Genomic DNA, 13153 nt, shown 5'->3' on the forward strand with positions numbered 1-13153 from the left:
AGGGCAGACGGCGTGGGGCCTCGGCGCGGGTACGGCGTAGGGTGACACCGGCAGACCAACCGACGGGACGGACTTCTCAGATGCTGAGACGCCACACACTGAGCCTCGGGGCGTACACGGGGTCGACGGCGGGCCGGTGGTGCATGCTCGTCGTCGGCATGCTCGCCACGGCCTCGACGGCCCTCCTGCTCAACGGTGCCGCGTTCCTCATCCCGGCACTGCAGGACCAGCGGGGTCTGTCCCTCGCCGCCGCCGGTGTCGTCGTCGCGATGCCCACCACCGGCATCGTGCTCACCCTGTTCGCCTGGGGCGCGGTGGTCGACCGCATCGGCGAGCGCCGTGCGCTGGTGGCCGGCTCCGCTCTGACGGCCGCGTCCGCGTTCGCCGCGGCGCTCTCCTCCGGCGTCGTCCCCTTCGCCCTGTTCCTCCTGCTCGGCGGCATGTGTGCCGCCAGCGTGAACTCCGCGACCGGCCGGGTGGTGGTCGGATGGTTCCCACCCCACCGGCGCGGCCTCGCGATGGGCATCCGTCAGATGTCGCTTCCGCTCGGAGTCGCGTTGTCCGCGTTGACCGTTCCCGCCCTCGCCCGCGAGCACGGCGTGACCGCGGCCATGCTGCTGCCGGCGATCGCCACCGCCGCGTCCGCTCTCGCCTGCCTCGCGGCGGTGTACGACCCGCCGCGTCCGTCCCGCGCCGCTGCCTCCAGCGCCGCACTGTTGCGCAATCCGTACCGCCGTCGCACGGACCTGTGGCGCATCCACGCCGCGTCGGTGGCACTGGTGGTCCCGCAGTACGTCGTCTGGACCTTCGCCCTGGTCTGGCTGATCGACCGACAGGAGTGGTCCGCCGCGGCCGCCGGCGTCGTCATCACCGTCGCCCAGATCTGCGGCGCGGTCGGCCGCATGATCGCCGGGGCAGTGTCCGATCGAGTGGGCAGCAGACTCGGACCGATGCGCGTCGTCGCCGTGCTCGTCGTGCTCACGATGGCTGCGTTGGCCGCGACCGACGCCCTGAACACCGGAGTCGCCGTCGTGGCGCTGGTGATCGCCTCCGTCGCGACGGTCTCCCCCAACGGACTGGCGTTCACCGCGGTCGCGGAACGCGCCGGCCCCTTCTGGAGCGGTCGGGCGCTGGGGGCGCAGAACACCGCGCAGTTCGTCGCCGCGTCGGCCGTGCCGCCGATCTTCGGCGCGCTGATCACGCACTCGTCCTACACCGTCGCGTTCGCCGCCTCGGCCGCGATCGCGCTGCTCGCGGTTCCGATCGTGCCCCGCGAGCGCTGACGCGCGCGCGGGGCAGCCGGCCGAAACCCGTCAGAGACGCGCGATGATCCGTTCGCCGACCTCCACCGTCGACCCCGGAGAGCCGGCGGTCCGCTCGGCGAGATCCGCCGCGACGGCCGCCTCCACCCGCGCGGACGCGTCGTCCCGGCCGAGATGCGCGAGCAACATCGACACCGACAGCACGGCCGCGGTCGGATCCGCGATGCCCTGTCCCGCGATGTCCGGAGCGCTGCCGTGCACCGGCTCGAACATGCTCGGGTTGGTCCGCGTCGCATCGATGTTCGCACTGGCGGCCAGGCCGATGCCCCCGGTGACGGCGGCGGCGAGGTCGGTGATGATGTCGCCGAACAGGTTGTCGGTCACGATGACGTCGAAGCGTCCGGGATCGGTCACCAGGTGGATCGTGGCGGCGTCGATGTGCTGGTAGGCCACCTCGACGTCCGGGAACTCCGTCGCCACCTCGGTCACCGTGCGGTGCCACAGCGATCCCGCGAACGTCAGCACGTTGGTCTTGTGCAGCAGCGTCAGGTGCTTCCGCCGCGCCGTCGCGCGCGCGAAGGCGTCGCGCACGACGCGCTCGACGCCGAACCGCGTGTTGACGCTGACCTCGGTGGCCACCTCGTGCGGCGTCCCGACGCGCAGAGCGCCGCCGTTGCCGGTGTAGGGCCCCTCGGTGCCCTCACGCACCACCACCACGTCGATCGGCGGGTTGCCGGCCAACGGCCCCTCGACGCCCGGGTAGAGCTTCGACGGGCGCAGGTTGATGTGATGGTCGAGGTCGAAGCGGGCCCGCAGCAGCAGACCCCGCTCGAGCACGCCGCTGGGCACCGAGGGATCGCCGATCGCACCGAGCAGAATGGCGTCGTGCTCGCGGATCTCGGCGAGCACCGAGTCCGGCAGCAACTCTCCGGTCGCGTGGAAGCGACGAGCGCCGAGATCGTAGTCGGTGGTCTCCACGCCCGGCTCCACCGCACGGAGGACGTCGAGGGCGACCCCGATCACCTCGGGACCGATGCCGTCTCCGGCCAGAACCGCCAGCTTCATCGCGTTCCCCTTCCTCGCGTCGTCGATGCTCAGGACAGGTCGACGAGCTCGAGGGTCGACGCGCCCACCGCCGCGGCGATGGAATCGCGCACCTCCGCCGGCACGTCCCGATCGACACGCAGCAGGACGGTCGCGCCCGTGCCCTCCGCGTCCTGGCTGAGGGCGGCGGCCGCGATGTCCACACCGGCGTCACCGAGAGCGGTGCCGATGCGACCGAGCGATCCGGGCCGGTCCTCGTAGGTCACGATCAGGTTCTTGCCCTCGGCGCGCAGATCGAAGTTGCGGCCGTTGATGTTCACGATCTTCTCGACGTGCTGCGGGCCGGTCAGCGTGCCCGCGACGTTCAGCACGGTGCCGTCGCCGTACACCGCACGCACGTCGACGACGCTCCGGTGGTTGGGACTCTCGGGCGCGGTGGTGACCTCGGCGGTCACGCCGCGCTCCTCGGCCAGCGACGGCGCGTTGACGAAGGTCACCGCGTCCTCGATGACGGCGGAGAACAGTCCGCGCAGGGCCGACAGCTTGAGGATGTCGACGTCCTCCGAGGCCAGTTCACCGCGGACGTCCACCGACAGCGACGTCGGGAGTCCGTCGGCCAGAGCGCCGAGCAGCACGCCCTGCTTGCGCACGATGTCCAGCCAGGGCGCGACTTCCTCGCCGACCGCTCCCCCGGAGACGTTGACGGCATCGGGGACGAACTCGCCGGCGAGCGCGAGCAGCACCGACTTCGCGACGTCGGTGCCGGCGCGGTCCTGCGCCTCGGTGGTCGACGCCCCGAGGTGCGGGGTGACGACGACCTGCGGCAGCTCGAACAGCGGGCTGTCCGTGCAGGGCTCGGAGGCGTAGACGTCGATGCCGGCCGCGAACACGTGTCCGCTGGTGATGGCGTCGGCCAGGGCCTGCTCGTCGACCAGGCCACCGCGCGCCGCGTTGACGACGATCACGCCCTTCTTCGTCTTGGCCAACGCCTCCTTGCCGATCAGACCCTTGGTCTCCGGCGTCTTCGGGAGGTGGACGGAGAACATGTCCGCGCGCTCGAGCAGTTCGTCCAGGGAGACCAGCTCGATGCCGAGCTGCGCTGCGCGCGCCGGCGAGACGTAGGGGTCGTACGCGATGACGTGTGTCTCGAAGGCAGCGAGACGCTGCGCGAAGAGCTGCCCGATCCGGCCGAGACCCACGACGCCGACGGTCTTGCCGAAGATCTCGACACCGTTGAACGCGCTGCGCTTCCATTCGTGACCCCGCAGGGTGGCGTCGGCCGCGGGAATCTGGCGGGCGGCCGAGAGCAGCAGCGTCACGGCGTGCTCGGCCGCCGTGTGGATGTTCGACGTGGGGGCGTTGACCACCATGACGCCGCGCTCGGTCGCCGCGGCGACGTCCACGTTGTCCAGGCCGACGCCGGCGCGCGCGACGATCTTCAGCTTCGACCCGGCGGCGAGCACCTCGGCGTCGACCGTCGTCGCAGACCGCACCAGGATGGCGTCGGCCTCGGGAACGGCGGCGAGCAGAGCGGGTCGGTCCGGTCCGTCGACCCAGCGGACCTCGACGCCGTCACCGAGGGCGTCGACGGTGGACGAGGCGAGCTTGTCGGCGATGAGGACGACGGGACGGCCTGGCTGGCTCACGTGGGAACTCCCTGATCGAGTGGCGCCGGGCGGCGAATCGCGCCCGCGCGAGTGGTTCTCGTGATAGAGCGTGCTGTGTCGGGGAGGAGCCTAATGGTGGCCCTCACCCGCGTGCGGGGCACCCTCCGCTCGGACGAGCGACGGATGCCCCGCAGGGGACGAACGGGACAGCCGGTCAGGCCGTCTCGGTGATGGGGCGATCGACCCAGCTCATCAGGTCGCGCAGCTTCTTGCCGGTGACCTCGATGGGGTGCTCGGCGTTCTGCTTGCGCAGGCCCTCGAGTTCGGTGTTGCCGTTCTCGACGTTCGCCACCAGGCGACGCGTGAACTCACCCGACTGGATGTCGGCCAGGATCGCCTTCATGCGCTCCTTGGTGCCGGCGTCGATCACGCGGGGGCCGGAGAGGTAGCCGCCGAACTCCGCGGTGTCGGACACCGAGTAGTTCATGCGGGCGATGCCGCCCTCGTACATCAGGTCGACGATCAGCTTCAGCTCGTGCAGCACCTCGAAGTAGGCCATCTCCGGGGCGTAACCCGCCTCGACCATGACCTCGAAGCCCGTCTTGACGAGCTCCTCGGTGCCACCGCACAGCACGGCCTGCTCACCGAACAGGTCGGTCTCGGTCTCTTCCTTGAACGTCGTCTTGATGACGCCGGCGCGGGTGCCGCCGATGGCGCGCGCGTAGGACAGCGCGAGTGCCTGCCCCTCACCCTTGGGGTCCTGGTCGATGGCGATCAGAGCCGGCACACCCTTGCCGTCGACGAACTGACGACGCACGAGGTGGCCCGGTCCCTTCGGCGCGACCATGCCGACGGTGATGTTGTCCGGCGCCTCGATCAGATCGAAGTGGATGTTCAGGCCGTGCCCGAAGAACAGCGCGTTGCCGTCCTCGAGGTTCGGCTCGATGTCGTCCTTGAAGATCTGCGCCTGCGCCGTGTCCGGAGCCAGCAGCATGATCACGTCCGCCCACTGCGAGACCTCGGCCGGCGTGCCCACGCCCAGGCCCTGCTCGGCAGCCTTGTCGCGGGACTTCGACCCTTCCTTCAGACCGATGCGGACGTCGACGCCCGAATCGCGCAGGCTCAGCGAATGCGCGTGCCCCTGGCTTCCGTAGCCGATCACGGCGACCTTGCGGCCCTGGATGATCGACAGATCGGCGTCGTCGTCGTAGAACATCTCGACTGCCACTGGTGGTTTCCTCCTCGTCGTTCCGGACACGGTGCCCGGTGAAAAAATCTGTATGAGCCGCGTTACCGCGATGCGGTCTGCTCGCGCATCGCGTTACCGCGATGCGGTGATGGACTTGGGTCCGCGACCCACCGCCACCACCCCGGATTGGACGATCTCCCGAACACCGTAAGGGTCGAGCATCCGCAGCAGTGCCTCGAGCTTGGACCGCGTTCCCGTCGCCTCGACCGTCAGGGACTCCGGCGACACGTCGATCACCTTGGCGCGGAACAGGTTCACCGTCTCGATGACCTCGCTCCGCACGCCGGCGTCCGCACGCACCTTGATGAGCACGAGTTCGCGAGCCACGGACGCCTCCGGCTCCTGCTCCACGATCTTGATGACGTTGACGAGCTTGTTCAGCTGCTTGGTCACCTGCTCGAGCGGAAACTCGTCGACCGTCACCACGATGGTCATGCGGGAGATGTCGGGCACCTCGGTGCCGCCCACCGCGAGTGACGCGATGTTGAAACCGCGGCGCGAGAAGAGGGCGGCGACGCGGGCGAGAACACCCGGCTTGTCCTCGACCAGGACGCTCAGGGTGTGACTGGTGCTCACTGATCGATACCTTTCGCGTTCTGCTCGAGAGCGGCCTCGGTGACGTCGCCGACCACGCCGGGCTCCTGTGCTGCCTCGGCCTCGTTGTCGAACAGCGGACGGATGCCGCGTGCCGCCTGGATCTCGGTGTTGCTGGTGCCGGCGGCCACCATCGGCCACACCTGCGCGTCCTTGCCGACGATGAAGTCGATGACCACCGGACGGTCCGTGATGGCCCGTGCCTGCGCGATGACGTCCTCGACGTCCTCCTCGCGCTCGCACCGCAGTCCGACGCACCCCAGGGCTTCCGCCAGCTTGACGAAGTCCGGGATACGAATCGTGCCGTGCGTGCCGAGCTCGGTGTTGGAGTATCGCTCCTCGTAGAACAGCGTCTGCCACTGCCGCACCATGCCGAGGTTGCCGTTGTTGACGACGGCGACCTTGATCGGGACCCCCTCGACCGCGCACGTCGCGAGTTCCTGATTGGTCATCTGGAAGCAGCCGTCGCCGTCGATGGCCCACACCTCGGTGTCCGGCAGGCCCATCTTGGCACCCATCGCGGCGGGCACCGCGTAGCCCATGGTGCCCAGGCCGCCCGAGTTCAGCCACGTGCGCGGCTTCTCGTACGAGATGAACTGCGCGGCCCACATCTGGTGCTGGCCGACGCCGGCGCAGTAGATCGCATCCGGACCCGCGGCCTTGCCGATGGACTGGATGACGAACTCCGGCGACAGTGCACCGTCGGCGGGGCGGTCGTATCCCAGCGGGTAGGTGCGGCGCACGCCGTCGAGGTAGGACCACCACTCGGCCAGGTCGGTGGTGGTGCCGGTGGCACGGTCGGCGCGCACGGCCTCGATGAGCTCGGAGATGACCTCCCGGCAGTCACCGACGATCGGGACGTCGGCGAAGCGGTTCTTGCCGATCTCGGCCGGGTCGATGTCGGCGTGCACCACCTTGGCGTCGGGCGCGAAGGAATCGAGCTGACCGGTGACGCGGTCGTCGAATCGCGCGCCCAGCGTGACGAGCAGATCGCTGCGCTGCAGGGCCGCGACCGCGGCGACCGTACCGTGCATGCCGGGCATGCCGAGGTTCAGATCGTGGCTGTCCGGGAAGACCCCGCGCGCCATGAGGGTGGTGACCACCGGGATGCCGGTCAGCTCCGCGAGCTCGAGCAGCTCGGCGGACGAATCCGACTTGATGATCCCGCCGCCGCAGTACAGGACGGGACGCTCGGCGGCCGCGATGAGTCGAGCCGCCTCCCGCACCTGCTTGCCGTGCGGCTTGGTGACGGGCCGGTATCCCGGCAGGCGCATCTCCGGGGGCCACGAGAACGTGGTCTCGGCCTGCAGAACGTCCTTGGGGATGTCGACCAGCACGGCGCCCGGACGGCCGGACGCGGCGAGATAGAACGCCTCGGCGATGGTCCGCGGGATGTCGAGGGCGTCCGTGACGAGGAAGTTGTGCTTGGTGATGGGCATGGTGATGCCGGAGATGTCGGCTTCCTGGAACGCATCGGTTCCGATGAGGCCGCGTCCCACCTGACCGGTGATGGCCACGATGGGCACCGAATCCATCTGGGCGTCCGCGAGCGGGGTCACCAGGTTGGTCGCACCCGGTCCCGACGTCGCCATGCAGACACCCACGCGGCCGGTGGCCTGTGCGTATCCGGTGGCCGCGTGGCCGGCACCCTGCTCGTGACGAACGAGGACGTGGCGAACCTTGGTCGAGTCCAGCAGCGGGTCGTAGACCGGGAGAACGGCGCCGCCCGGAATGCCGAAGACGACGTCGACGTCGAGTTCCTCGAGCGACCGCACGACGGACTGGGCGCCCGTCACGCGCTCCGGCGGGATCGCGCGACGATCCGGTGCCGTGGGCACGGGACGATCGGCGGGTGACGGGGTCTTGCGAGGTGCCGGGCCGGGCCGGGCTGTCGGTGCGCTCACTGTGGGTCCTTGGGTTCTCATCCGGGCAAGAAAAAACCCCCGCCAGCAGATGCTGTGCGAGGGTGGCGCGTCGTGGCTGAGCGTCGAGAAGTAGATCGGCTCAGGCGACGACGCGCCTGCCGATTACGAGGAGATCTTCACGCTTCACGTTGGTGAGGTTAAGCGTGCGATGCCGTGCCAGTCAACTACCGAACTACGAATCCCGGGATGTGGGATGGCGTGTGTGCAGTGCGAAGATGGAGGGGTGTCGTCTCCGCAGCAGTCCGAACCACCACGCACAGTCTCCCACACCGGCGACCCCGCACCCGACCGGTCCCCCGCGCCCGACGGCGCCGAGGTCTTCCGGATCGACCCGCTGACGCTCGCCGCGGTGGCGCTCCTGCTCTTCGGAGCGTCGTTCCCGGTCGCGGGGGCTCCGCTGCTCTTCTTCTGGGTGCTCGCGATCCCCGCGTTCGCGGCGTACTGGGTGCTGCGGGTGCGGACCACGGTCGACGGCCGAGGGCTGGTGGCCCGTCGCCCCTTCACCACCACCACGGTCGCCTGGTCCGACGTCGCCGGCATCACGTTCCCTCGCTTCGGCTTCGGCAAGGCCGCACTCACCGGCGGCGGAACCGTCCCGCTCCCGGGGGTGACCGTGGACGATCTCGCGCGCCTGTCCGCCGCCAGCGGGGGCGCGGTACCGGACCCGACGCCGCCGGCGCCGGAACCCGAGACCGACACCGACCGGCCGGACAGCAGGGCCGACCGGCCGGCCGACCAGTAGGGCCGACCGACCGGGTCGTGGATCAGGCGAAGGGGTCGGCGCCGTTCAGCAGCACCCACAGTGCGACGGCGCCGCCCACTCCGATCAGCAGCGCCACGAACGATCCGACGAACGGACGACGAGCCCACCCGCGGCCGCCGTCGATCGCGATGCGTCCCGGTCCGGTGAGCACGATCGCGGCCGCGGCCAGGGCCAGCAGCGTCTCGTACTCCACCCCGGTCGGCGCGAAGAACTGCAGACCCGGCTCGGCCACCTGGCGAACCAGCCAGGCGTTGATCATCACGGCGAGCACCGCGGCGCCCGCCAACGGCGTCGCCAGCCCCAGGATCAACAGTGCGCCGCCGGCCGTCTCGCCGATCGCGCCGAGGATCGACAGCAGTTGCGCCTGCTGGTAGCCGGCGCCGGACACGATGTCCTGGAACCCGGACAGGCCCGGTCCGTCGAACCACCCGACCAGCTTCTGCAGCCCGTGCACCAGCACGATCGCACCGACACTCACCCGCAGGATCAGCAGGCCGAGATCGAGCGTGCCGCGCCGCTCCTTCACCTCCACGGGGGTCGCGGGGGCGACGGGTTCGGGTGTCGCCGCGGTCTCGGAGGACAACGAAGACGACGACATGGACGACGTGGACGAGGTGGACGCGGCCGAACCGTACGGGGACGGGGTCGCGTCCGAGACCGGATACGCCCGCGTGGCCGTGTCGTTGGAGGACGGTCCGGGATAGGTGGGAATCCGCTCCGTCGCGCGGGCGCCGTCGGCGCCGGGGCGGGACGACCCGTCGAGATCGTCGTCGGTCCGCGGGAGCGACGACGTGTCGTGCCCCAGCCGCTCGGTCGGCTGGTCGTACGGGCTGGACGCCGGCTCGTATCCCGACGTGGAACGGCGCTTGTCCTCGGAGTCGCTCATGGCGCCGAGCCTAGTTCCGCACCGCCCCCGGCCCCGGGACCACTCGCCGTGTCGCGGCCGGGTTCCTGCGTACCGTGGGCACCATGACGCGCAGTTCCGGCATCGGCCGCGCCACACGCCGTTCCGTCGCCCTCGCCTGCACCGCGACCGTGCTGGTGGCTCTGTCGGGATGCGCGCGGTTCGACGACTCCGCGTCGACTCCCTTCTCGCCGGAACCGACGTTCGGCGCCGCGGACGTCGGCCCGGGCGACCCCGGCGCGCCGGAGTCGAGTGCCCCACCTCCCCCGCCGCCGGGACCGTGCGTCGATCCCGACCCGGCCGTCATCGCCACCTGCCTCGACACGCTGGGTGGGCTGGTCACGCTGCCGGGCGGGGGTGCGGCCCTCGTGGCCGAGCGGATCACCGGCGCCGTGATCGAGGTGGCGCCGGGCAGTGCACCCCGGCCGGTCGCGTCGATTCCGGTGGATCCCTCCCCCGGCGGCGGGTTGATCGACCTCGCACTGTCGCCGACCTACGCCGAGGACCGCCTGCTCTACGCCTACGTGGTGACGCCCACCGATGCTCGCGTCGTCCGTATCGCGCCCGGGGACGTTCCGAAGCCGGTGCTGACCGGCATTCCCCGCGGAACCGGTGACGTCGGCGGTGCGGTCGACTTCGTCGGCCCGTCCGAACTCCGGGTCGCGACGGGCAGTGGAGGTGATCCCGCCGCGGCCGCGGATCCGGCATCCCTGGCCGGCAAGGTGCTCTCGATCGTCGATCCTCGCGTCGACGGCAGCGCGGCACCCCGGGTGGTCATGAGCGGCCTCGGCCGCGCCGGCGACCTGTGCTCCGACGGAACCGGGTCCCAGTGGGTGACCGACGGCGCTCCCGACGGTGATCGTCTGTCCCGCATCACCCCCGAGGGCGCCGTGGTCGGTCCCGTGTGGACGTGGCCCGATCGTCCCGGTGTCGGTGGCTGCGCGGCAGCTCCGGGCACCGTCGCGGTGGCGATGTCCGGTGCACGCGCCGTGGGAGTGGTGCCGGTCGACCCGGAGACGGGGTCCGTCCCCACGCCGCCCGCCCTGATCGCGCAGGATCGGTACGGCCGACTGCGCGGGGCCACCCTCGGCGCCGACGGCCAGATCCTGGTGAGCACCACCAACAAGGACGGCGGCGCCCCGACTCCGACGGACGACCGTGTGGTGGTCGTGCAGATCCCCGCCGGCGGTGGCGGCACCGACTGATCGACCGGGCCTTCGCCGGCGCTACTCGCAGGCGGCGAGCACCAGTTCCTTGACCCGCGCGGGGTCGGCCTGACCCTTGGTCGCCTTCATCACCTGACCGACGAGGGCTCCGGCGGCCTGGACCTTGCCGGCCTTGATCTTCTCCACGATGGCCGGGTTCGCGGCGAGGGCGTCGGACACCGCCTGCTCGAGGGCCGAATCGTCCTGCACCACTGCGAGTCCGCGCGCCTCGACCACCGCGTCCGGATCGCCCTCACCGGCCAGCACGCCGTCGACGACCTTCCGCGCGTTGGCATTGGTGAGCGTGCGGTCCGCCACGAGGGCGGCGACCCGGGCCACCTGCGCGGGGGTGATCGACAGATCGGACAACGGGACACCGAGGGTGTTGGCCTGCTGCGCGAGGTATGCGACCCACCAACTCCGCGCGGCGTCGGGGGTGGCGCCGGCGTCGACCGTGGCCGAGATGAGCGGCAGTGCCTCGGCGTTGACGACGTCCCGCATCACGGCGTCGGACCAACCCCACTCCTGCTGGATGCGCGCACGGGTGATCCACGGTGCCTCGGGAATGGTCGCGCGCAGTTCCTCGATCCACGCGGCGTCGGGTGCGACGGGCTCGAGGTCGGGCTCCGGGAAGTAGCGGTAGTCCTCGGCCGTCTCCTTCCGACGACCCGCGGACGTGGTGCCGTCGGCTTCCTGGAAATGCCGTGTCTCCTGGACGATCTCACCGCCGTCGATCAGCACGGCGGCCTGACGCCGCATCTCGTACCGCACCGCCACCTCGACCGACTTGAGCGAGTTGACGTTCTTGGTCTCGGTCCGCGTCCCGAACTCCGTGGCGTCCTTGGCCATCAGCGACACGTTGGCGTCGCAGCGCAAGGAGCCCTGATCCATCCGGACGTCGGACACCCCGAGCTCGCGGATCAACTCGCGCAGCGCCGTGACGTAGGCGCGCGCGACCTCGGGTGCGCGCTCCCCGGCACCGACGATCGGCTTGGTCACGATCTCCACCAGGGGCACCCCGGCGCGGTTGTAGTCCAGCAGGGAGTGGCTCGCCCCGTCGATCCGCCCCGTCGCGCCGCCGACGTGCAGCGACTTGCCGGTGTCCTCCTCCATGTGTGCGCGCTCGATGTCGACGCGCCAGGTGCTCCCGTCGTCGAGGACCACGTCGAGGTAACCCTCGGTGGCGATCGGCTCGTCGTACTGGGAGATCTGGTAGTTCTTCGGCTGGTCGGGGTAGAAGTAGTTCTTCCGCGCGAACCGCCCCCACGGGGTGATCGCGCAGTGCAGGGCCAGCCCGATGCGGATGGCCGACTCCACCGCGGCCGCGTTCACCACCGGCAGGGCTCCCGGCATGCCCAGGCAGACCGGGCACACCTGGGTGTTGGGCTCGGCGCCGAACTCGGTGGGGCACCCGCAGAACATCTTGGTGGCCGTACCCAGCTCGACGTGCACCTCCATACCGAGGACGGGATCGAACCGAGCGATCACGTCGTCGTAGTCCAGGAGCGATGCGGTGGCGACAGACATGGCCCGAAGCCTACTAGCCGAAGAGGACGCGCATTTCCTGGTAGCGCCCCGCGGGAACCGTCTTGTGATTGGCGAGCGCCTCGTCGAATCCGACCCGGGCGATGTCCGTGCCGTGCAGGGCCACCATCTGCCCCCATCCGCCGTCGGCGACGAGGTCGACGATGGCCATGCCGAGCCGGGTGGCGAGCACCCGGTCGAAGGCCGTCGGGACGCCGCCGCGCTGAATGTGACCGAGAACCGTTGCCCGCGTCTCGATTCCGGTGCGCTCCTCGATGATCGGCGCGAGCCACTCGCCGATGCCGCCGAGGCGGGGTCGATCGAAACCGTCGAGGCCCTTGGTCGAGTGCGCCTCCGTCATCTCCGGCAGCGTGAACCCCTCCGCGACGACGATCATGGGGGCGCGGCCGCGGTCGCGCACGCTGGTCGCCCACGCGCAGATCTGCTCGAGACTCTCGGGCTGCTCGGGAATGAGGATCGCATGCGCTCCGCCGGCGATGCCGGAGTGCAGGGCGATCCACCCGGCGTGCCGGCCCATGACCTCGAGCACCATGCAGCGATCGTGCGAGTTGCCCGTGGTGCGCAGCCGGTCGATGGCCTCCGTGGCGATCTCGACCGCCGTGTCGAACCCGAACGTGTAGTCGGTCGCGTCGAGGTCGTTGTCGATGGTCTTGGGGACTCCGACGATGTCGATCCCGTCCTCGAACAACCGCTTCGAGGCGCTGGCCGTGCCCTCGCCGCCGATGGCGATGACGCCGTCGACTCCCAGACGATCGAGCGTGCGCTGAATGTTCTCCGCACCTCCGTGCGGTTCCTGGTACGGCCCGAACCGGCTGGTGCCGAGAATGGTGCCGCCCTGGTGCGACAGTCCGCGAACGACACTGCGGTCCAGGGGAATCGACTCCCCGTGCACCAACCCCCGCCACCCGCCGAGGAAGCCGACGAACTCCTGACCGTGCACCGCGGAACCCTTGAGCACGGCGCCGCGGATGACCGCGTTCAGGCCCGGGCAGTCCCCGCCACTGGTCAGAATGCCGATCCTGGTCATCGCGACTCCTTCGGGTGGGGCGGTGCGG

11 protein-coding genes are annotated in these 13153 nt (G+C 70.5%); 3 read left to right on the forward strand and 8 right to left on the reverse strand.

What is annotated here, in order from left to right; genetic code table 11:
• The first annotated feature begins 80 nt into the window (after positions 1 to 80).
• Positions 81 to 1283 (forward strand): MFS transporter, encoded by a 1203-nt coding sequence (locus RC2_RS10225; RefSeq protein ID WP_211266790.1) that lies wholly within the window; start codon positions 81 to 83, stop codon positions 1281 to 1283.
• A gap of 30 nt (positions 1284 to 1313) precedes the next feature.
• Here the strand turns inward: RC2_RS10225 and RC2_RS10230 are convergent, their stop codons facing one another.
• The 5 genes from RC2_RS10230 to RC2_RS10250 all read right to left on the reverse strand — a co-directional run bounded on the left by RC2_RS10230 (position 1314) and on the right by RC2_RS10250 (position 7660).
• Complete coding sequence (locus RC2_RS10230; RefSeq protein ID WP_068145464.1) at positions 1314 to 2327, reverse strand: 3-isopropylmalate dehydrogenase; 1014 nt, start codon at positions 2325 to 2327, stop codon at positions 1314 to 1316.
• 29 nt (positions 2328 to 2356) lie between these two features.
• The gene (gene serA, locus RC2_RS10235; protein ID WP_068145471.1) at positions 2357 to 3952 is read right to left on the reverse strand and encodes a phosphoglycerate dehydrogenase; all 1596 of its coding nucleotides are present in this window, start codon (positions 3950 to 3952) and stop codon (positions 2357 to 2359) included.
• Between the two features lie 175 nt (positions 3953 to 4127).
• Positions 4128 to 5129, reverse strand: a complete 1002-nt coding sequence (gene ilvC / locus RC2_RS10240; protein ID WP_170851427.1) for a ketol-acid reductoisomerase — start codon at positions 5127 to 5129, stop codon at positions 4128 to 4130.
• Between the two features lie 105 nt (positions 5130 to 5234).
• Positions 5235 to 5738: an acetolactate synthase small subunit gene (gene ilvN, locus RC2_RS10245; RefSeq protein WP_068145472.1), complete on the reverse strand. Its 504-nt coding sequence runs from the start codon at positions 5736 to 5738 to the stop codon at positions 5235 to 5237.
• Positions 5735 to 7660, reverse strand: a complete 1926-nt coding sequence (locus RC2_RS10250; RefSeq protein WP_072681371.1) for an acetolactate synthase large subunit — start codon at positions 7658 to 7660, stop codon at positions 5735 to 5737. Before RC2_RS10250 ends, ilvN begins: the two co-directional genes overlap by 4 nt.
• Before the next feature lie 244 nt (positions 7661 to 7904).
• Here RC2_RS10250 and RC2_RS10255 point away from each other — a divergent pair, with 244 nt between their 5' ends.
• Complete coding sequence (locus RC2_RS10255; protein WP_068145477.1) at positions 7905 to 8423, forward strand: PH domain-containing protein; 519 nt, start codon at positions 7905 to 7907, stop codon at positions 8421 to 8423.
• Between the two features lie 22 nt (positions 8424 to 8445).
• Here the strand turns inward: RC2_RS10255 and RC2_RS10260 are convergent, their stop codons facing one another.
• A complete protein-coding gene (locus RC2_RS10260; RefSeq protein ID WP_068145480.1) occupies positions 8446 to 9330 on the reverse strand; it encodes a DoxX family protein in 885 nt (294 codons plus the stop codon).
• An 83-nt stretch (positions 9331 to 9413) separates the two neighbouring features.
• On the opposite strand from RC2_RS10260, the gene RC2_RS10265 reads away from it, so the two are divergent.
• A complete protein-coding gene (locus RC2_RS10265; protein ID WP_068145520.1) occupies positions 9414 to 10553 on the forward strand; it encodes a PQQ-dependent sugar dehydrogenase in 1140 nt (379 codons plus the stop codon).
• 21 nt (positions 10554 to 10574) lie between these two features.
• Here RC2_RS10265 and gatB read toward each other — a convergent pair whose 3' ends face one another.
• Together gatB and RC2_RS10275 are read right to left on the reverse strand one after the other, a co-directional pair.
• Positions 10575 to 12080 carry an Asp-tRNA(Asn)/Glu-tRNA(Gln) amidotransferase subunit GatB gene (gatB, locus tag RC2_RS10270; protein ID WP_068145482.1) on the reverse strand — a complete coding sequence of 502 codons (1506 nt, stop codon included), beginning with the start codon at positions 12078 to 12080 and terminating at the stop codon, positions 10575 to 10577.
• A gap of 13 nt (positions 12081 to 12093) precedes the next feature.
• Positions 12094 to 13125: a 6-phosphofructokinase gene (locus RC2_RS10275; RefSeq protein WP_068145484.1), complete on the reverse strand. Its 1032-nt coding sequence runs from the start codon at positions 13123 to 13125 to the stop codon at positions 12094 to 12096.
• Between the last annotated feature and the right edge of the window lie 28 nt (positions 13126 to 13153).

It is taken from the genome of Rhodococcoides corynebacterioides NBRC 14404 (assembly GCF_001894765.1).
GTDB classification, from domain to species: Bacteria; Actinomycetota; Actinomycetes; order Mycobacteriales; family Mycobacteriaceae; genus Rhodococcoides; species Rhodococcoides corynebacterioides.

Coding starts and splice junctions, on each gene's coding strand:
- RC2_RS10225 (WP_211266790.1), top strand. CDS start 81: ATGCTGAGACGCCACACACTGAGCCTCGGGGCGTACACGGGGTCGACG.
- RC2_RS10230 (WP_068145464.1), bottom strand. CDS start 2,327: ATGAAGCTGGCGGTTCTGGCCGGAGACGGCATCGGTCCCGAGGTGATC.
- ilvC (WP_170851427.1), bottom strand. CDS start 5,129: ATGTTCTACGACGACGACGCCGATCTGTCGATCATCCAGGGCCGCAAG.
- RC2_RS10260 (WP_068145480.1), bottom strand. CDS start 9,330: ATGAGCGACTCCGAGGACAAGCGCCGTTCCACGTCGGGATACGAGCCG.
- RC2_RS10265 (WP_068145520.1), top strand. CDS start 9,414: ATGACGCGCAGTTCCGGCATCGGCCGCGCCACACGCCGTTCCGTCGCC.
- gatB (WP_068145482.1), bottom strand. CDS start 12,080: ATGTCTGTCGCCACCGCATCGCTCCTGGACTACGACGACGTGATCGCT.
- RC2_RS10275 (WP_068145484.1), bottom strand. CDS start 13,125: ATGACCAGGATCGGCATTCTGACCAGTGGCGGGGACTGCCCGGGCCTG.